Origin of the sequence: Parafrankia soli, assembly GCF_001854695.1 — a bacterium.
In the GTDB taxonomy this organism is placed as follows: domain Bacteria; phylum Actinomycetota; class Actinomycetes; order Frankiales; family Frankiaceae; genus Parafrankia; species Parafrankia soli.
The window spans coordinates 256,466-275,037 of the sequence record NZ_MAXA01000213.1 but is presented as its reverse complement, the minus strand read 5'-3'; the positions used below and the strand labels follow the sequence as shown (position 1 = coordinate 275,037).

The window sequence follows — 18,572 nt, the reverse complement described above, 5'->3', positions numbered from 1 at the left end:
GCCGCCGCCGGTTTGGCCCAGGCTGTCCCGACACCTGCGCGTCGGCCCGGTGGACCACCGCCGTCCACGGCGCCCGTGCGGATCCCCCGCCTGCCCGCCCACTAAGGTCGTCCCCGTGACCACCCCGGCACTACGTCCGGCAGCGCCGTCACCGCGGTCGCTCACCGCTCTGCCCGACGTCCTCAGATCCATCACCGTCGCGCCCGGTCCGTCGGGCGGGGCGGCCCTCGCCGGTGTCGTCCTCACCGGCGTCACCCACGACTCGCGCGCGGTGCTGCCGGGCGACCTCTACGCGGCGCTGCCCGGCGCGCACGTGCACGGCGCCGACTTCGCCGCCGGTGCCGTCGCCGCCGGTGCCGTCGCCGTCCTCACCGACCCGGTGGGCGCCGCGACGCTGTCCGGCCGGCTCGCGGTGCCCGTGCTCGTCACCGACGACCCGCGCCGCGACCTGGCGCCGGCCGCCGCCTGGATCTACGGCGACCCGTCGAGCGCGCTGACCCTGCTCGGGGTCACCGGCACGAACGGCAAGACCACCACCGCCTTCCTCCTGGACGCCGGCCTGCGCGCCGCCGGGTACACCACGGGCCTGCTCGGCACGGTGCAGACCCGGGTCGCCGGAACGGTGGTGCCCTCGGTGCGCACGACGCCCGAGTCCGGCGACCTGCAGGCGCTGCTCGCGACGATGGTGGAGCGGGGCGTCGGGGCGGCGTCGATGGAGGTGTCGAGCCACGCGCTGGCCCAGCACCGGGTGGACGCGCTGCGCTTCGCCGGCGCCGCCTTCACCAACCTCAGCCAGGACCACCTCGACTTCCACCCGACGATGGAGGACTACTTCGCGGCGAAGGCGGCACTGTTCGAGCCCGCCCGCAGCGCGGCCGCCGTGGTCTGCGTCGACGACGACTGGGGCCGCCGGCTCGCGGCGCTGCGCCCGGACGCGCGCACCTACTCGGTGACCGGCCGCCCGGCCGACTGGTGGCCGGAGGACGTCGTCGCCGGCCCGGCCGGCAGCGTGTTCCGCGCGCTGGGCCCGGACGGCGCGAAGGCGGACCTCTCGCTCGCCCTGCCGGGCCGGTTCAACGTCGCCAACGCGCTGGGCGCCCTCGCGCTGCTGGCCGCCGTCGGTGTCCCGCTGGAGGCGGCGGCCGAGGGCATCTCGTCGCTGCCGGGGGTCCCGGGGCGGATGGAGCGGATCGACGCCGGCCAGCCGTTCCTCGCCCTCGTGGACTACGCCCACACCCCCGACGCGGTCGAGACGCTGCTCGCCGCCGTGCGCCCGATCGTGACCGGGCGGGTGGTCGTCGTCCTCGGCTGCGGTGGGGACCGCGACCGCGCCAAGCGGCCGCTGATGGGCGCGGCCGCGGCGCGGCTGGCCGACCTGGCCGTGTTCACCAGCGACAATCCCCGGTCCGAGGACCCGGCGCGCATCCTCGAGCAGATGCTGGCCGGCGCCCGCGGCGCCCCTGGAGCGGGCGAGATCGTCGTGGAGCCGGACCGGGCGAGCGCGATCGCGCTCGCGGTCGGCGCCGCCGGGCCCACCGACGCCGTGATCGTGGCCGGCAAGGGGCACGAGAGCGGGCAGGACGTCGCCGGTGTCGTCACGCCGTTCGACGACCGCGAGGTGCTGCGCTCCGCGCTGCTGGCGGCGGCGAGCCGATGATCGCGCTGACTCTCGCCGAGGTGGCAGCCGCCACCGGTGGCCGGCTCACCGCCGGCGCGGACCGGTTGACCCCGGTCACGTCGGTGGTGATCGACTCCCGTCAGGTCGGCCCGGGCGCGCTGTTCGTCGCCCTGCCCGGTGAACGGGTGGACGGGCACGACTTCGCCGCCGGCGCGGTCGCGGCCGGCGCGGTGGCCGTCCTCGGCGCCCGGGAGACGGGCGTGCCCACCGTCGTCGCCGCCGACCCGGCGGCGGCGCTGGCCGCGCTCGCCGCGCACCTGCGTGACCTCGCCCCGGCGACCGTGGTCGGGGTGACCGGCTCGGCCGGTAAGACGACCACCAAGGACCTGCTGGCCGACCTGCTCGGCCGGCTCGGCCCGACGGTCGCCGCGGTGGGCTCGTTCAACAACGAGATCGGCCTGCCGCTGACCCTGCTGCGCACCGAGCCCGACACCGCGTTCGTGGTGCTGGAGATGGGCGCCCGCGGCATCGGGCACATCGCGACGCTGTGCGCGGTGGCCCGCCCGCACGTCGGGCTGGTACTCAACGTCGGGTCGGCGCACGTGGGGGAGTACGCCGACGGGCGGAACGGCATCGCCGCGGCGAAGGGCGAGCTCGCAGAGGCGGCCACCGGCCTGGTCGTGCTGAACGCCGACGATCCGCTGGTGGCGGCGATGGCCGGCCGCGCCGGCGTCCAGGTGGTCACCTTCGGCCGCGTCGCGGCGGCGGACGTCCGCGCCGAGCGCGTCGAGGTGGGCGGCGACGGCCGGGCCGCGTTCGACCTGCTGGCCGGCGGGGAGCGCCACCGGCTGCGCCTCGGCCTCGTCGGCGCGCACCAGGTGGCCAACGCGCTGGCCGCCGCGGCGGTGGCGACATCACTCGGCCTCGCGCCGGCCGAGGCCGCGGCGGCGCTCGAGGAGGCCCGCCCGCGCAGCCGCTGGCGGATGGAGGTGACGACCACCGCGGACGGCGTGGTCGTGCTCAACGACTCCTACAACGCGAACCCCGAGTCGATGCGCGCGGCCCTGACCGCGCTGATGGACATGCGGGGAGCGGGGCGGGCGTGGGCGGTGCTGGGTCCGATGGGCGAGCTCGGCGCCGACGCGGAGGCCGCGCACGACACCCTGGGGCGGCTCGCCGCCGGGCTGGGCGTGTCACGGCTGGTGGCGGTCGGCGCCGGGGCGCGCCGGGTGCATCAGGCGGCGGAGCACGAGGGCGCCTGGGCCGGCGAGTCGACCTGGGTGCCCGGGGTGGACGAGGCGCTGGCGCTGCTGGCCGCGCAGGTCCGCCCGGGTGACGTGGTTCTGGTGAAGGCGAGCCGGTCGTTCGGGCTCGAGCGGGTGGCCACGGGGCTGACCGCGGATGGTGGGGCCGGCCCAGCGGGCCGGCGGGACGGCGCCGCCGGCGCCGCGATCGAGGGGATCGAGAACACGTGGAACACGGTGGGACACTCCGGCGAACCAGGCGTGCGCGGGTGACGCTCGCGTGAGAGGAGTTCTCTTCGCGGCACTGGTCGCGCTGGTCATCTCCCTGCTCGGCACCCCGTCGGTGATCCGCTTCTTCCGGCGGCAGGGCTACGGGCAGGAGATCCGTGAGGACGGGCCGTCGAGCCACCTGACCAAGCGCGGCACGCCCACCATGGGCGGCACCGTCATCATCCTGGCCACCCTCGCCGGGTACTTCGTCTCGCACCTGGTCACCGGCATCGGCTTCACCGCCTCGGGCCTGCTGGTCCTGATGGTGATGACGGGCCTGGGCCTGGTCGGCTTCCTGGACGACTACATCAAGATCCGCAAGCAGCGCAGCCTGGGGCTGACGGCCCGGACGAAGTTCGCCGGCCAGGCCGCGGTCGCGCTGGCGTTCGGGCTGCTGGCCGTCCGGTTCAAGAACGACAGCGGGCTGCTGCCGGGCTCGACGTTCATCTCGGTCGTGCGCGACACCGGGTTCTCGATCGGCCTGATCGGCTTCCCGCTGCTCGCCTGGATCATCATCGCCGCGACCTCGAACGCGGTGAACCTCACCGACGGCCTGGACGGCCTGGCCGCCGGCACGTCCGCGATGGTCTTCGGCGCCTACGTGGTGATCTCCTTCTGGCAGTTCGGCAACGTCTGCGAGGCCGGGGCGCTGACCGAGGGCTGCTACTACGTGCGCGACCCGCTCGACGTCGCGTTGGTCTCCGCCGCCGCGATGGGGGCCTGTTTCGGCTTCCTGTGGTGGAATGCCAGCCCGGCGAAGATCTTCATGGGGGACACCGGCTCGCTCGCGCTCGGTGGGGCGTTCGCCAGCATCGCGATCGTCAGCCGCACCGAGCTGCTGCTGTTCGTGCTGGGGGGCCTGTTCGTCATCGAGACGCTGTCGGTCATGATCCAGGTGGCGTTCTTCAAGGCGACGAAGAGACGGGTGTTCAACATGGCGCCCATCCACCATCACTTCGAACTCGCCGAATGGCCGGAGACGACGGTGATCATCCGGTTCTGGATCGTCTCCGGCCTGGCCGTAGCGTTCGGCCTGGGCCTTTTCTACGCCGAGTATCTTTCCCACGGGGGCGGTTGACCATGAGTACTTCCGCCACACCGGTGCCCGCGGGCGCGGTGCTCGCCGGCGCTCAGGTCACGGTCGTCGGAGTGGGCGTCTCCGGCGCCGCGGCGGCCGGTGCGCTGGCGGCCCGCGGCGCCCGGGTGGTCGTGGTGGACGCGGCCGACGGCCCGGGCCAGCGCGCCGCCGCCGAGCGGCTGCGGGCGGAGGGAATCGAGGTCCGGCTCGGCGGCCTGCCGGCCGAGGCCGGGGCGGCGTCGCTCGTCGTCACCTCGCCGGGTGTCCCACCGGACACGCCGCTGCTGCGGGCGGCGGAGGCCGCCGGGGTACCGGTGTGGGGCGAGGTGGAGCTCGCCTGGCGGTGGCGCGGGCTGTCCCGGTGGCTCGCGGTCACCGGCACGAACGGCAAGACCACCACGACCGAGATGCTCGGCGCGATGCTCGTCGCCGGGGGGCGGCGCGCCACCACAGCCGGCAACATCGGCACGCCCATCGTGGCGGCCGTCGAGACCCGGCCGCCCTACGACGCGCTCGCCGTCGAGCTGTCCAGCTTCCAGCTGCACTACACCTCCACCGTCGCCCCGCGCGCGGCGGTGATCCTCAACGTCGCGCCGGACCATCTCGACTGGCACGGCGGAGCCGACGCCTACGCGGCGGCGAAGGCGCGGATCTGGGCGGCCCCGCACACCGTCGCCGTTGGCAACGTGGACGACCCCGTGAGCCTGGAGCTGCTGTCGCGGGCGCCGGGCCGGCGGGTCACCTTCGGGCTGGACCCGAACGCCACCCCACGGCCCGACCTGACCGTCGTGAACGGGTACCTGGTCGACCGGGCCTTCTCCGGCGGGCGGCTGATCGCCGTGGCCGATCTCGGCGCGGCCGGCCGCTCACCCGGGCGGCGCCCGCCCGCCACCGGCATCACCGGCGGCAGGGTCGGCGGCGCCGTGGCGGGTGGCACCCGGGCCGGCGCGGCCGGGACCGGCGACGGGCCGGGCCCGTTCGGCGGCGGCCAGTTCCGGGACGACCGCTTCCCCGGCTTCGCCACCGGCACTGAGCTGGGATCGCACAACATCGCCAACGCGCTGGCCGCCGCCGCGCTGGCCCGCGCCGACGGGGTGGACCCGGCGGCCATCGGCGCGGCGCTCGCGTCGTTCCGGCCCGGCGCGCACCGCAACGTCACCGTCGGCCGGCGCGGCGGCGTCCGCTACGTCGACGACAGCAAGGCCACCAACCCGCATGCCGCCGCGGCGTCGCTGCGCGCCTACCCGTCGGTGGTGTGGATCGCGGGCGGTCTGAACAAGGGCCTTGAGTTCGACGATCTCGTTGTCTCGGCCCGTCACGGGCTGCGCGCGGTGGTCCTGATCGGCCAGTGCGCCGACGAGGTGGCCGCGGCTCTCGCCCGACACGCCCCCGATGTCCCCGTGGAACGGGCCGCGGGCATGGACGATGCGGTGGAGGCCGCCGCGAAGCTCGCGGCACCGGGCGACACCGTGCTGCTGGCGCCCGCGGCGGCGTCGATGGACATGTTCCGTGACTACGCGGAGCGCGGCGACCTGTTCGCCGCGGCCGTGCGAGCGCGGGGAGGCTGACCGCCGGCGCTCTCCCTCCCAGCGCGGCACCGGAGAGGGGGAGCGTGAGTGAGCGCATGACGGGTGCGCGAACCACCGGAACGGGGACGGCCGTCGCCGGGTCGAGGCCCGCGGGGAGCACCGGCCCGGGAACGACCGGCGCGGGCGGGGCCGGCGCGGCGGGCTCCGAGGCCGCCACCGGCGCGGGCGGCGCCCGCGCCGCCGGCGGGCTGCGCCCCGGCACCGGCGGGCCGGAGGCCACCGGGGCCAGGCGGGGCTGGGTCGGCGACCCCCGCACGCCCGTCCTCGACCGCCCGCTGGCCTCGTACTACCTGCTGCTCTCCTCCGCCGGCCTGTTGCTGCTGCTCGGCCTGGTGATGGTGCTCTCGGCGTCCGCCCCGCGGTCCTTCCAGGACTTCGGCTCGGCCTACACGCTGTTCCTGCGGCAGGCGACCTGGGCCGGCATCGGCATCCCGCTGCTGCTGGTCGCGAGCCGCCTGCCGATCCGGGTCTTCCGGGCCGCCGCCTACCCGTTGCTGGGCATGACCGTCCTGCTGCTGATGGCGGTGCTCGTCCCGGGGATCGGGCACGTCGAGAACGGTTCGCGGCAGTGGATCCCGATCGGCCCGTACACCCTGCAGCCGAGCGAGTTCGCCAAGATCGCCCTCGTGCTGTGGTGCTCGGACGTCCTCGTCCGCAAGCGCCGGCTGCTGGTCAACTGGAAGCACCTGATCATCCCGGTGGTGCCCGGCTTCCTGTTCGTCGACCTGCTGCTCATGCTCGAGCCCGACCTGGGCGGCTCGATCTGTGTCACCGTCGTCCCGCTGGCGGTGCTCTGGGTGATCGGCACCCCGCTGCGGATCTACGCCGGGCTGCTCGGCGGCATGGTCGCCGGCGCCAGTGTCCTGGCGATCAGCGCGCCGTACCGGCTGGAACGACTGATGTCCTTCCGGGATCCCTTCGCCGACCCGAACAACACCGGTTTCCAGGCCGTCCACGGCATCTACGCGCTGTCGTCCGGTGGCTGGTGGGGGGAGGGGCTGGGCGCCTCCCGGGAGAAGTGGCCGGATCTGCTGCCCGCCGTGCACACCGACTTCATCCTCGCGATCATCGGCGAGGAGCTCGGGCTGCTCGGGAGTCTGGTGACCGTCACGCTGTTCGGCGTGCTGGGCTACGCGGGCCTGCGGATCGCGCACCGCGCCGACGACCTGTTCATCCGGCTGGCCGCCACGGCGGTCACCGCCTGGATCATCGCGCAGGCCGTGGTGAACATGGGCGCGGTCGTGGGAATCCTGCCGATCACCGGGGTGACCCTGCCACTGGTGTCCTTCGGTGGATCGGCGCTGCTGCCGACGATGGGCGCGCTGGGCATGCTGCTGGCCTTCGCCCGCCGCGAGCCGGATGCCGTCGTCTACCTCGCGGCGCGCGCCGAGGCGCGCCGCGCAGGGCGTGTGGGGCGCGCTGGTCGGGGGTGGCTGCGCCGCCGCCGCGCCGCGCGGGCCGAGACTCCCGAGGCGGCGGTCTAGAACGGTCGAGCTCGGCCCCCCGGAACGGCGGTCCGAGCGGCCGCGCCGAGGCGTCCGTGTGGTCGGCCGATCCGCCCGCGTGTTCGGCCGACCATGTTGCGTGCGCGCCGCCGCGATGTGGAATCGTCAGGGCCGATGTTGCGAAGTGTGCTGCTCGCCGGCGGCGGAACTGCCGGCCATGTGGAACCGGCCCTCGCGGTCGCCGACGCGTTGCGCGCGGACGACCCCAGGATCCGGGTGACCCTGCTCGGTACCGAGACCGGGCTGGAGGCGAAACTCGTCCCGGCTCGCGGCTACGAGTTGGCGACCGTGCCGAAGGTACCGATGCCCCGGCGCCCCTCGCCGGCGCTGCTCACGGTGCCGAAACGGCTGGCCGCCGCCGTCGGCGCGGCGCGCGCCACGCTGCGCGAGGTGCGGGCGGACGTCGTGGTGGGCTTCGGCGGCTACGTCGCCGTGCCCGCCTACGTGGCCGCGCGCCGTTTGGGGGTGCCGATCGTCGTGCACGAGGCCAACCCGCTGCCCGGCCTCGCGAACCGGCTGGGGGCGCGGCTCACGCCGTTCGTGGCCACCTCCTACCCCAGCACCCCGCTGCGCGGGTCCACCCTCACCGGGATTCCGCTGCGCGCGGAGATCCTCACCCTGGACCGCTCGGGGCCGGCGGCGCGCGCGGCGCGGGCCCGCTACGGCCTGGACGCCCACCGCCCGACCCTGCTCGTCTTCGGGGGGTCGCAGGGCGCCCGCTCGCTGAACATCGCGATGGTCGGCGCCGCGCGGGAGCTGACCGGCTCGGGCGTGCAGGTGTTGCACGCCACCGGGCCGAAGAACTACGAGGAGGTCGCCGCCGCGCTGCCCGCCGGGCTGGCCGCGCCCTACCGGGCGGTGCCCTACCTGGACCACATCCCCTCCGCCTACGCGGCCGCCGACATGAGCCTGTGCCGCTCCGGCGCGATGACGTGCGCCGAGCTCGCGGCGGTCGGCCTGCCGGCGGTGTACGTACCGCTGCCGCACGGCAACGGCGAGCAGCGCCGCAACGCGCTGCCGACGGTGGAGGCCGGCGGCGGGCTGCTGGTGGACGACGCCGAGCTGAGCCCCGGCTGGCTGGCGGCCAACCTGCTCCCGGTGCTGACCTCGGCAGAGCGACTGGGGAAGATGTCCGCGGCCTGCGCCGGCACGGGCCACCCGGACGCCGCCCGCGCGATCGTCGCGATGATCCGGCTGGCCGAGCCGACCCGCAGGCGGGCCCGGCCGAGGCACGCGGCGAACTGAGCGACCGTGGCCAGCGCCTCCCCGCCCACGCCGCGCCTGAGCCCGCCGCGCCTGAGCCCGGCGCGCGTGGGTCCGACGCACGCCCGCGCGCGGCACTGCGGCAGGATGGCCACGTGACGGCGCGAGATCTCCCGGAGGGCTGGCGGCGGGTCCACCTCGTCGGCATCGGCGGGATCGCCATGAGCGGTCTGGCGCGGCTGCTGGTCGCGCGGGGCGCGACAGTCACCGGCAGCGACGCGGTCGAATCCCGGCGGCTGGCGTCGCTGCGCGCGCTCGGCATCCCGATCACGGTGGGCAACGGCCCGGACAGTTTCGACGCGTCGCGGCTCGACGGGGTCGAGCTCGTCGTCGTCGCGCCCGCGGTGCCGACCGACGACCCGGAGCTCGCCGAGGCGCGCCGGCGCGAGCTGCGCGTGCTGACCCGCTCCGCCGCGCTCGCCGGGCTGATGGCCGGGCACCGGGGCGTCGCGGTCGCGGGCTCGCACGGCAAGACCACGGTGGCGATGATGCTCACCGCCGCCCTGCAGGCCTGCGGTGAGGACCCGACATTCGCGGTCGGCGGTGATCCGGGCGAGGCCGGTTCGCACACCCACGCGGGCAGCTCCGAGCTGATGGTCGTCGAGGCGGACGAGGACGTCGGCGCGTTCTGGCAGCTCCAGCCGTACGGCGCGGTGCTGACCGGGGTGGCCGCCGAACATCTCGACCACTACCGGACGATGCCCGCGCTCGCCGCCTCGTTCGCGACGTTCCTGCGCCGGGTCGACCCGGGCGGCTTCCTGGTCGCCTGCGTGGACGACACGGCCGGCTGGGCGCTCGCCACGGCGGCGGCCGATCACGCCGACCGGTGGCGCCGGGCCGGCGGCCCGGACGGGCGCCCGGCGGACGCCGCCGCGCACAGCACCACAGGCGGGCAGGGCACCGCGGGCGCGGGCCGGCCGTGGCTGACGGGGTACGGGTTCGGGCCGTCGGCGGACGTCCGGCTCGTCGCCGAGGAGATCTCGATCGCGGGCACCAGCGCGGAGGTCGTCGTCCATGGCGTCCGGCTGGGCCGGCTGTCGCTGCGGGTCCCCGGCCGGCACCACCTCCTGGACGCCGCGGCGGCCCTGGCCGCCGGGATCGCCCTGGGCGCCCCACCGGCCGGCCTGCTGGCCGGGCTGGCCGAGTTCGCCGGGGTCCGCCGCCGCTTCCAGCCGCTCGGGTCGGCGGGCGGGGTGCGGGTGGTCGACGACTACGCCAACCACCCGGACCGGGTGGCCGCCGCGGTCGAGGCGGCGCGGGCGGCTGCCGGCGGCGGCCGGGTCGTCGTCGCGTTCCAGCCGCACCTGTACAGCCGCACGGCCCTGCTCGCGGACCGGTTCGGTGCCGCGCTGGGCTCGGCCGACGCGGTCGTGGTGATGGACGTCTACGGCGCCGGGGAGCAGCCCGAGCCGGGCGCGGGTGGTGCCCGGGTCGCCGCGGCCACCCGGGCCGGGGCGGCGCGGGTCGTGTACGAGCCGTCGTGGTCGGCCGTCCCGGGCGTGCTGATGGATCTGGCGCGGCCGGGCGACCTGGTCATGACACTCGGCGCCGGCGACGTGACGCAGGTCGGCCCGGAGCTGCTGCGCCTGCTGGCCGAACGGTCGGCCCTGCCGGGCTGACCCAGGCCCCCAGCCCCGGTCTGATGATCCATCGCAGAAGTGTGGCGGCTGGGTGAGTCCATGGACTCACCCAGCCGCCACACTTCGTCTCGAAGCGCTGCCGGCCGGGGGCGGTCAGCGCAGCGCGGCGAGGACGACGACCGGGATCTCGCGGGTCGTCTGTTCCTGATGGGTGCGCAGCCCCGGCATGCCGTCCACCAGCGCCGCGTACAGGCGCTCGCGCTCGGCCCCGACGGCGGTGGACGCCTCCGCGTCGAACCGGTCGGCGTCCAGCTCCACGGTGACCTTCGGGTGCGCCAGCAGGTTCCGGTACCACTGCGGGTGCGCCGCGGCGGCCATGTTCGTGGCGTAGACGACGAGGCGCCGGGTCGGGACGTCCCGCTCCGGGCCGTCCGGCCTGGCGTTCAGGCTGTCCGGCGTGGCGGGCGGGCCGGACGGCGTGGCGTGGGGGCCGTCCCGAGTGACGTTCGGAGCGTTCGGCGGGGCGTCAGGGGCGCCGTGCGCCGGGTGGCCGTCCACGACGTAGCCCAGCGGGGTGGTGTGCGGGCGTCCGGTGCGCTCGCCGACGGTTGTCAGCAGCAGGAGCCGGGAGCCGGACAGGGTCTTCTCCAGCCTGCCGCCGTTGGCCCGGTACTCGGCGATCACCGCCTGGTTGACCACCCTGAAGTCGAACCCGCGGCTGCGCGGGTCTCGAGTTTCGGTCATCGTCGGTCCTCACCCTTGCCGTCGGGGCACCCGCCGGGAGGGGGGAGTGTTCGTTCACCGGAGAATGTCACGCGGCGCAGTCAACCACCGACTCCGCTCACTGCCCCGCAGGGTCAGGCCGGCAGGCCCGTCGCGTCCTGGTCGCCCGCCCGGCTGCTCCCGGAAAATGCGTCGGTGCCGCCGGCGGCGAGCAGGTCCAGCAGGCGCGGGCCGAGCGTGGTGATCGTTCCGGCGCCGAGGGTGAGCAGCATGACGCCGTGCGTGCCGCCGGCCGCCGCGTCGCCGAGGTCCCCGCGGCCGCCGAGATCGGCGAGGTCGGCGACGAGCCGGCCCGGCAGGTCGGTCCAGGCCACGTAGCCGGCGGCGGCCGGCCGCCTGATCCGCCCGGCGAGGTCGGACGCGTGCAGGCCCAGGTTGTCGGTCTCGCGCGCGGCGTACACGTCGGTCACGTAGACGCGGTCGGCGTCGCCGAAGGCCGTCGCGAAGTCGTCGAGCAGCGCGGCGAGGCGACTGAACGTGTGCGGCTGCGCGACCGCCCAGACCTGCCGGCCGGCGGCGCGGTCGCGGGCCGCGCGCAGGGTGGCGCGGATCTCGGTCGGGTGGTGCGCGTAGTCGTCGACGATCTCCACGCGGGTGCCGCCGGGCGCGCTCGCCCGGCCCACGACGTCGAAGCGTCGGGCCGCGCCCGCGTACGTCCCCAGCGTCCTCAGGGCGTCCGTGGGCGGCACCCCCAGCTCGGCGGCCGTGGCGAGGGCGGCGAGGGCGTCCAGGGCGATGTGGGGGCCGGGCAGCGCCAGGGTGAGCTCGCCGACCCGGTTCCCGTCGCGCAGCACGGTCGAGGTGGAGCCACCGCCGGGCAGTGGGACGTAGTCCACCGCCCGCCACGTCCGCCCGGGGGCGAAGCCGTAGTCGACCACCCGGGCCCGCGGCGCGTCGGCGCGCCGGTCGGGCTCGGCCCGCCGGTCGAGTTCGGCGAGCACCGCGGCGACGCCGGGATGGTCGCCGCAGACGACCAGCCGCCCGCCCGGGCGGACCCGGGCCGCGAAGTCGGCGAACACCGCGCGCACCGAGGCCTCGTCCGGGAAGAGGTCCGGATGCTCCCACTCGACGTTGGTGATCACCGCGAGCTCCGGGTCCAGCCCGGCGAACGCGCCGCCGTACTCGTCCGCCTCCAGGACGAACACGTCGCCCCGTCCGGTCACGGCGCTGCCGCCCAACTGGGCCACATCGGCACCGATGACCGCGGTCGGGTCGACGCCGCCGGCCGCGAGCACCAGGGTCAGCATCGCCGCGGTGGTGGTCTTGCCGTGTGAGCCGGCGACCGCCACGAGCCGGTAGGGCGCGGTCAGCTCCGGCAGCCAGTCCGAGCGCCGCCGGACGGGGATGCCGAGCTCGCGGGCGGCGATGATCTCCGGGTGGTCGTCACGCAGCGCGCTGGAGGCCACGACGACGTCCGCCGCGGACAGCTCGGCGGCCAGCGCCGCCGCGTCGGCGGCGGGACCGACCCGGACGGGGACCCCCAGCTCACGCAGCATGGCGACCCGCGGTGAGTACTCCTGGTCGCTGCCGGAGACCTGGCCGCCGGCGGCCAGGTGGATCTGGGCGAGGGGTGACAGCCCGGCGCCGCCGATGCCGAGGAAGTGGACCCGCCGGGCCCGCTCGGGGCGGTCGCGGGGATCGGGGACGACGGGCGGCGGCGCGGCGGCCGGGCCTGCTGGGGCGGCCGGGGCGTCGTCGGAGTGCGGTCCGGTCACGCCACGCAGTACACACCACAGGGCAGGGGTTCGGCGGAGGTGCCCCGGGCGGGCCGGGACCGGTGTGACGAAGGGGACGCGAATCCCATCCGTGTGACGCGCCGCCAGCGTCCTTGACCACCGACGAAGCCGTGCCTACTGTCCGATCCACAGTCGGAAGTTGACATAACTGTAACCGTCTAGCTGACGGTGAAGGTTGAGGCTGCTCGGCTGCTTCCCCGCTCCAATCGGTCGTAAGACCGCGGGCTAACGGAGCCGGGGAGCCCCCCTGCTCGCCCACCGACGCCGCTGGAGGACCGACACCGCATGGCAGCCCCCCAGAACTATCTCGCGGTCATCAAGGTCGTCGGGATAGGCGGAGGCGGCGTAAACGCCGTCAACCGGATGATCGAAGTCGGGCTAAAGGGTGTCGAGTTCATCGCCATCAACACCGACGCCCAGGCGCTGTTGATGAGCGATGCCGACGTCAAGCTCGACGTCGGCCGTGAACTCACCCGTGGCCTGGGGGCCGGTGCCGACCCGGAGGTCGGCCGCCAGGCCGCCGAGGATCACCGCGAGGAGATCGAGGAGGTCCTCAAGGGGGCCGACATGGTCTTCGTGACCGCGGGTGAGGGCGGTGGCACCGGCACCGGTGGTGCTCCCGTCGTCGCCAACGTGGCCCGCTCGCTCGGCGCGCTGACGATCGGTGTGGTGACGCGCCCGTTCACCTTCGAGGGCCGCCGCCGCGCGACCCAGGCCGACACGGGCATCGACACCCTCCGCAATGAGGTTGACACCCTCATCGTCATCCCGAACGACCGCCTGCTCGCGATGACCGATCGCGACATCAGCGTCCTGGACGCCTTCCGCAGCGCAGACCAGGTGCTGCTCTCCGGTGTCCAGGGCATCACCGACCTCATCACCACCCCTGGTCTGATCAACCTCGACTTCGCCGACGTCAAGACGGTCATGTCGCACGCCGGCAGCGCCCTGATGGGCATCGGCCGGGCACGGGGTGACGACCGGGCCACGGTCGCCGCCGAGCAGGCCATCGCCTCCCCCCTGCTGGAGGCCAGCATGGACGGCGCACAGGGCGTCCTGCTGAACATCTCCGGTGGGTCCGACCTCGGTCTGTTCGAGATCAACGCCGCGGCCGAGCTGGTCGCCGACGCGGCCCATCCCGAGGCGAACATCATCTTCGGTGCGGTGATCGACGACGCCCTCGGCGACGAGGTGCGGGTCACCGTGATCGCCGCCGGGTTCGACACCGTGCAGGACCGACGGACCCGCACGCTCGCCACCCAGCGCCGACCACCGGGGCCGGGCGGCGCGGCCGGCGGCCCGCCGCAGCCGGGGGCCCCCGGCCAGCCGGCGGCCCAGCCGGGCTCGGGCGGCGCGCCGAACACCACGGCGCTGCCGCCGATCCCGAACGTGCCGGCGCCGCCACGGCCCGCGCCGGCCCACTCGACCTACCTGCCGCCGACGAGCCAGCAGGTCGGGCACTACGTGCCGGACCCGCTGCCCGACGACCGCGCCCCGAGCCAGGCCGGCGCGCCGGCGGTCGGGTCCGCCGGCGACCAGCGGCCCATGGGCGGGCCGCCCCGCCGGGAGCACCCGGACACGGTCGGGGAGGGCGGCTACGCCCGCTCCGCGCCGGCTGCCGGCGCCCCGGGTACCGGGCACCCTGCTCCCGGGCACGCTGCTCCGGCCCACGCCGCGCCGGCCCATGCCGCCGCGGCCCAGGGCATGCCCCGCGCCGGGCTCGGGCACGCCGGGGCCGCTCCCGGCGGGGCCCCGGGCGCGCCGGGAGCGGCCCCGGCCGGCGGGGCTCCGCCGCAGGCCGGGCGCGGCCCGGAGCCGGCTCGTCCCGGCCCGCGCCCGACCTACCCGCCGCGCCGCCCCGTCCGCCCGGTGGCCGACGACGACGAGCTGGACGTTCCGGATTTCCTCAAGTAGGCGGCGATGCCCGTCCTGGTGACCTCGCGTGACGGCGGCACGAGCATGCCGCCGTACGCGGGGCTCAACCTCGGTGACCACGTGGGTGATGATCCGGAGGCGGTCAGCGTGAACCGGCGGCTGCTCGCGTCCCGGGTCGGCCGGCCGGTCCAGTTCATGCGGCAGGTGCACGGGGCCCAGGTGAGCCTGGTGCGGGCACCCGGACCGCCGCCCGAGGCCGACGCCATGGTCACCGACGCCGCCGGCGTCGCGCTCGCGGTGCTGGTGGCCGACTGCGTGCCGGTGATGTTCGAGTCGCCGGCGGCGGTCGGCGTCGCGCACGCCGGCCGCCAGGGGATGGCGGCGGGCGTGCTGGCGGCCACCTTGAAGATCTTCGACGAGCTCGGCGTCGACCGCTCGTCGATCGACGTCACGCTGGGCCCGGCGATCTGCGGGCGGTGCTACGAGGTGCCCGCGGACATGCGCGCCGACGTCCAGCGGCGGGTTCCGGGCAGTGGGTCGGAGACCCGCGCGGGCACGCCCGCGCTGGATCTCCGGGCCGGGCTGCGCGCCCAGCTGGCGACGGCCGGCGTGGGCCGTGTTGTGCTGTCCGATCGTTGCAGCGCCGAGTCGGGGGATCTCTACTCGTACCGCCGCGACGGGCGGACCGGGCGGTTCGCCGGCCTCGCCTGGCTGCCATGAGCGGCCTCGAGCGCGAGGTGGACCCGCGCCGGCTGGCCGAGTTGCGCGAGCGGCTGACCGTCGTCCGTGACCGGATCACCGTGGCGGCCCGGGACGCCGGCCGCGACCCGGCGGAGCTGACCTTGATCGCCGTCAGCAAGACCCGACCCGCCGAGGACGTCCTCGCGCTGGTCGCGCTGGGTGTCCGCCACTTCGCCGAGAACCGCGAGCAGGAGGCCGGGCCGAAGACCGAGGCCGTCCGGCTGGCGCTGGCCGCCGCCGCGGCGGGCGGCTCGGATGAGCACACGATGTGGTCCGATGATGACCGTTTCCGGGAATCGAGTCCATTGGCCGACACGTCGGGGGCATGGCGTCCATCACGTGTGGATCAGGGTCCGACCCTCGGGCCGGCCGCCGGGCCCGATGTGCCGGTCTGGCATTTCGTCGGCCAGCTCCAGCGCAACAAGGCCCGGGCTGTGGCGGGCTGGGTGCACTGCGTGCAGTCGGTGGACCGAGCGCGACTGGTCGAAGCCCTTTCCCGGGCGGCAACGGCACGTGGTCGTCAGATTTCAGTGTGCATACAGGTCAATCTGGACATTACGGAGCCCGTCGGTGCACCGGGTGCACCCGCGGCGCGAAATGCCCTGTCTACCAGGGAAAGCGAGCCCACCGCCGGGGCTGTGGACGGTGCTCGCGGCGGGGCCCTGCCCGCGGACGTACCGGCGCTCGCCGAGCTCGTCGCGGGCTCCGAAGGGCTTGTTCTGACGGGTGTGATGGCTGTCGCGCCACGCGGAGCACCCGCCAGGCCGGCCTTCGCCCGACTCCGTGAGGTAGCCGACCGACTTCGTTCCGAACATCCCGCGGCGACGCTAGTCAGTGCAGGGATGTCCGGTGATCTCGAGGATGCGGTCGCGGAGGGCGCGACACACCTTCGGATCGGCACCGCTTTGTTCGGTGAACGGCACGGTGTCCCTTAGAGTCGCGCCCATGGGGCTCGGTCGCAGGGCGATGGTCTACCTCGGGCTCGCCGAGGAGGACGAGGACTATCTCGACGACGACTATGACGACGGCGGTCACGACGCCGTCCGAGGCGCCGTCCGGGACGATCGGCGGGCCACGCTCGACCCGGTGCCGATTGACCGGTCGGTCCGCCGGATCGATGCACGTGAGGAGCCTGTCGCCATGCCGCGACGCCCACCGGTGGAGCATCTGCGACCCCCCGTGCCGACGCCGATGCGCCGCGTAGCGCCCGTCGAGGAGCCCCGGCCATACCGGATCACGACGCTCCAGCCGCGTAGCTACAATGAGGCCCGTCAGATCGGTGAGGAGTTCCGGGACGGGACTCCCGTTATCATGAACCTCACCGAGATGGACGACGTCGACGCCAAGCGGCTGGTCGACTTCGCCGCAGGGCTGATCTTCGGGCTCCGTGGCGACATCGAGAAGGTGACCAACAAGGTCTTCCTGCTCTCGCCGCACAACGTCGAGGTCACCGAGACAGACAAGCGACGCATCCGCGAGGGTGGGTTCTACAACCAGTCGTAGTAACCAGTCGTAGCCAGGGCAAGATCATCCAGTAGGGTCGTCACCACTTCCCCTCGTCCTCCCGGGAGAGAGCACCATCAGCGCACTTGGAACTCTGCTCTTTTGGGTGCTGACGGCCTACCTGCTGCTCCTGATCGCTCGGTGGGTCATCGACCTGGTGCTCGCGCTGAGCGGCTCCTTCCGGCCGACCGGCCCCCTGGTCCTGCTCTTCGAGATCGTGTACACGGCGACTGACCCTCCGTTGCGATTGATTCGGCGGTTCATTCCGCCGTTGAGGGTAGGTAGCGTTGCGCTTGACCTCGGGTTCCTGCTTCTCTTCATAGTGATCGTCGTTTTGCAGAGCTATGCGCAGAGGCTGTGACTGAGGTCGTGTGCACACCGCGAGTGCGGGCAAGGCAGACTGCCCGCAGACCGCCCTCTCTTCGGGGAGCGGCGATGCCGCACGAGGAGGCAACGTGGCGCTGACACCGCAGGATGTTCAGAACAAGGTCTTCAGCCCGACGAGGTTCCGCACGGGCTACAACGAGGACGAGGTCGACACCTTCCTTGATGAGGTCGAGGCCGAGCTGACGCGACTGCTCGACGAGAGCAGCGACCTGCGCAGGCAGCTCGACGAGGCCCGCCGGTCCGGCGGTGGCGGTCCCGGTGTCCCGGCACAGATCCTCGACGAGAACCAGCAGCTGCGCCGCCAGCTCGAGGAGTCCCGCCGGCAGCTGGCGCAGGCGCAGGCGCAGGCCGCGCAGGCGGCCCAGGCCGCCCGCGAGCGGCCCCCGATGCCCGCCGGCCCGCCTGGCGCGGGTCCGGGTGGTCCGGGTGGTCCGGGTGGTCCGGGTGGTCCGAATGGACCCGGCGTGCCCGGTGGTCCGCCGGTGTCCGGTGGCCCGACGGCGGTCATGCCCGCGCTGGTCGGCGGGGGCGGTCAGGCCCCGGCCCGCACGGGCCCGGGCGCCGGTGGCCAGAACGACGCCGACATCGAGCAGCGCGTCGCGCGGACCCTCGTGCTCGCCCAGCGGACCGCCGACGAGGCGCTGCGGGAGGCCCGCGCCGAGTCGGAGCGGGCCCGCCGCGAGGCGCGCGCCGACGCCGACCGGATCCTCGGTGAGGCCCGGGCGCACGTCGCCGAGCAGCTCGGTGGGCTCGAGGACGACAAGCGCCGCCTCGAAGGCCAGGTCGAGCAGCTCCGCGCCTTCGAGCGCGAGTACCGCACGCGGCTGCGCGCCTACCTGGAGATGCAGCTGCGTGACCTCGACGGCATGCCCACACAGCCGGCCGTCGGGCCGGGCATGCCGGCGCGCCCCGGGCTCAACCCCGGCGCGCCGACACCCACCCCGGCCCCCGCGAGCGTCGGCATGGCGCAGACCGGTGGCGGCCAGCCGCCTCAGCCCCAGCACGTGGGAGCGCAGGCGTTCCAGGGCGGCCCGCAGATGGGCGCCGCGACGCTGGCGCGGGAGAGCAACGGTCACGGCGGGCGCCCGGATCTCGACCCGGGCCGCCGCGACGCTCCGGGCATGCAGGAGTTCTAGGCCAGCATGGTGATGATCAGCGGCGCCCTGGTGGTGATCGCCGCGGTGCTGGCCGTGCTCGGCCTGTTCGGCGCGGCCACCTGGTCGTACACGTCACTGATCGTCGTCTGCCTCGCCGCGGTGCTGCTGCCCGTCGCGGCTGTGCGGCGCGCTGGGAAGAAGACGCCAGCCTAGCCCTCGCTGCGCTGCGCTGCGCGGAACCACGGCTGTTGCCGCCGCGCCCGCGCCGGCGGGGTCTCCACCGGCGCGGGCGAGAAGTTCGGG

Annotated in this window: 16 protein-coding genes; 14 read left to right on the top strand and 2 right to left on the bottom strand. The window is 74.9% G+C overall.

All coding sequences use genetic code 11. From position 1 onward, the window contains the following. Positions 1–115 precede the first annotated feature (115 nt). The 7 genes from BBK14_RS17530 (at position 116) to BBK14_RS17500 (ending at position 10,186) form a co-directional block, all read left to right on the top strand. On the top strand, positions 116–1,657 hold the full coding sequence (locus BBK14_RS17530) for a UDP-N-acetylmuramoyl-L-alanyl-D-glutamate--2,6-diaminopimelate ligase (protein WP_071063817.1): 1,542 nt from the start codon (positions 116–118) through the stop codon (positions 1,655–1,657). Next, positions 1,654–3,135: a UDP-N-acetylmuramoyl-tripeptide--D-alanyl-D-alanine ligase gene (locus BBK14_RS17525; RefSeq protein WP_071063815.1), complete on the top strand. Its 1,482-nt coding sequence runs from the start codon at positions 1,654–1,656 to the stop codon at positions 3,133–3,135. Before BBK14_RS17530 ends, BBK14_RS17525 begins: the two co-directional genes overlap by 4 nt. Before the next feature lie 7 nt (positions 3,136–3,142). Further along, entirely contained in the window at positions 3,143–4,210 is a 1,068-nt protein-coding gene (mraY, locus tag BBK14_RS17520) for a phospho-N-acetylmuramoyl-pentapeptide-transferase (RefSeq protein ID WP_071063813.1), read from the top strand. 2 nt (positions 4,211–4,212) lie between these two features. Continuing rightward, positions 4,213–5,778 (top strand): UDP-N-acetylmuramoyl-L-alanine--D-glutamate ligase, encoded by a 1,566-nt coding sequence (murD, locus tag BBK14_RS17515; protein ID WP_071063811.1) that lies wholly within the window; start codon positions 4,213–4,215, stop codon positions 5,776–5,778. Between the two features lie 44 nt (positions 5,779–5,822). Next, positions 5,823–7,283 (top strand): putative lipid II flippase FtsW, encoded by a 1,461-nt coding sequence (gene ftsW, locus BBK14_RS17510; protein ID WP_476739397.1) that lies wholly within the window; start codon positions 5,823–5,825, stop codon positions 7,281–7,283. Positions 7,284–7,418: 135 nt separating this feature from the next. Beyond that, entirely contained in the window at positions 7,419–8,549 is a 1,131-nt protein-coding gene (gene murG / locus BBK14_RS17505) for an undecaprenyldiphospho-muramoylpentapeptide beta-N-acetylglucosaminyltransferase (RefSeq protein WP_071063807.1), read from the top strand. A gap of 113 nt (positions 8,550–8,662) precedes the next feature. Then, positions 8,663–10,186 carry a UDP-N-acetylmuramate--L-alanine ligase gene (locus BBK14_RS17500; RefSeq protein WP_071063805.1) on the top strand — a complete coding sequence of 508 codons (1,524 nt, stop codon included), beginning with the start codon at positions 8,663–8,665 and terminating at the stop codon, positions 10,184–10,186. 114 nt (positions 10,187–10,300) lie between these two features. Here BBK14_RS17500 and BBK14_RS17495 read toward each other — a convergent pair whose 3' ends face one another. Together BBK14_RS17495 and murC are read right to left on the bottom strand one after the other, a co-directional pair. Then, a complete protein-coding gene (locus BBK14_RS17495; RefSeq protein ID WP_071063802.1) occupies positions 10,301–10,891 on the bottom strand; it encodes a nitroreductase/quinone reductase family protein in 591 nt (196 codons plus the stop codon). 113 nt (positions 10,892–11,004) lie between these two features. Beyond that, complete coding sequence (murC, locus tag BBK14_RS17490) at positions 11,005–12,645, bottom strand: UDP-N-acetylmuramate--L-alanine ligase (protein ID WP_071063800.1); 1,641 nt, start codon at positions 12,643–12,645, stop codon at positions 11,005–11,007. A 306-nt stretch (positions 12,646–12,951) separates the two neighbouring features. On the opposite strand from murC, the gene ftsZ reads away from it, so the two are divergent. From ftsZ to BBK14_RS38975, 7 genes are all read left to right on the top strand, one after another. Next, on the top strand, positions 12,952–14,580 hold the full coding sequence (gene ftsZ / locus BBK14_RS17485) for a cell division protein FtsZ (protein ID WP_071063798.1): 1,629 nt from the start codon (positions 12,952–12,954) through the stop codon (positions 14,578–14,580). 6 nt (positions 14,581–14,586) lie between these two features. Continuing rightward, positions 14,587–15,261 (top strand): peptidoglycan editing factor PgeF, encoded by a 675-nt coding sequence (gene pgeF / locus BBK14_RS17480; protein WP_083391030.1) that lies wholly within the window; start codon positions 14,587–14,589, stop codon positions 15,259–15,261. Next, positions 15,258–16,217, top strand: a complete 960-nt coding sequence (locus BBK14_RS17475; RefSeq protein ID WP_071063796.1) for a YggS family pyridoxal phosphate enzyme — start codon at positions 15,258–15,260, stop codon at positions 16,215–16,217. Before pgeF ends, BBK14_RS17475 begins: the two co-directional genes overlap by 4 nt. 10 nt (positions 16,218–16,227) lie before the next feature. Then, on the top strand, positions 16,228–16,785 hold the full coding sequence (locus tag BBK14_RS17470; protein ID WP_071063794.1) for a cell division protein SepF: 558 nt from the start codon (positions 16,228–16,230) through the stop codon (positions 16,783–16,785). Between the two features lie 106 nt (positions 16,786–16,891). Next, entirely contained in the window at positions 16,892–17,146 is a 255-nt protein-coding gene (locus BBK14_RS17465) for a YggT family protein (RefSeq protein ID WP_020462564.1), read from the top strand. A 94-nt stretch (positions 17,147–17,240) separates the two neighbouring features. Next, positions 17,241–18,308 (top strand): DivIVA domain-containing protein, encoded by a 1,068-nt coding sequence (locus tag BBK14_RS17460; protein ID WP_071063792.1) that lies wholly within the window; start codon positions 17,241–17,243, stop codon positions 18,306–18,308. A gap of 6 nt (positions 18,309–18,314) precedes the next feature. Then, positions 18,315–18,482, top strand: a complete 168-nt coding sequence (locus BBK14_RS38975) for a hypothetical protein (RefSeq protein WP_165938600.1) — start codon at positions 18,315–18,317, stop codon at positions 18,480–18,482. Positions 18,483–18,572 lie beyond the last annotated feature (90 nt).

Bases quoted from the DNA above. Each gene is read 5' to 3' on its own strand.
- BBK14_RS17525 (WP_071063815.1), top strand. From the start codon at position 1,654: ATGATCGCGCTGACTCTCGCCGAGGTGGCAGCCGCCACCGGTGGCCGG.
- murD (WP_071063811.1), top strand. From the start codon at position 4,213: ATGAGTACTTCCGCCACACCGGTGCCCGCGGGCGCGGTGCTCGCCGGC.
- murG (WP_071063807.1), top strand. From the start codon at position 7,419: ATGTTGCGAAGTGTGCTGCTCGCCGGCGGCGGAACTGCCGGCCATGTG.
- BBK14_RS17495 (WP_071063802.1), bottom strand. From the start codon at position 10,891: ATGACCGAAACTCGAGACCCGCGCAGCCGCGGGTTCGACTTCAGGGTG.
- ftsZ (WP_071063798.1), top strand. From the start codon at position 12,952: ATGGCAGCCCCCCAGAACTATCTCGCGGTCATCAAGGTCGTCGGGATA.
- pgeF (WP_083391030.1), top strand. From the start codon at position 14,587: ATGCCCGTCCTGGTGACCTCGCGTGACGGCGGCACGAGCATGCCGCCG.
- BBK14_RS17475 (WP_071063796.1), top strand. From the start codon at position 15,258: ATGAGCGGCCTCGAGCGCGAGGTGGACCCGCGCCGGCTGGCCGAGTTG.
- BBK14_RS17470 (WP_071063794.1), top strand. From the start codon at position 16,228: ATGGGGCTCGGTCGCAGGGCGATGGTCTACCTCGGGCTCGCCGAGGAG.
- BBK14_RS38975 (WP_165938600.1), top strand. From the start codon at position 18,315: ATGGTGATGATCAGCGGCGCCCTGGTGGTGATCGCCGCGGTGCTGGCC.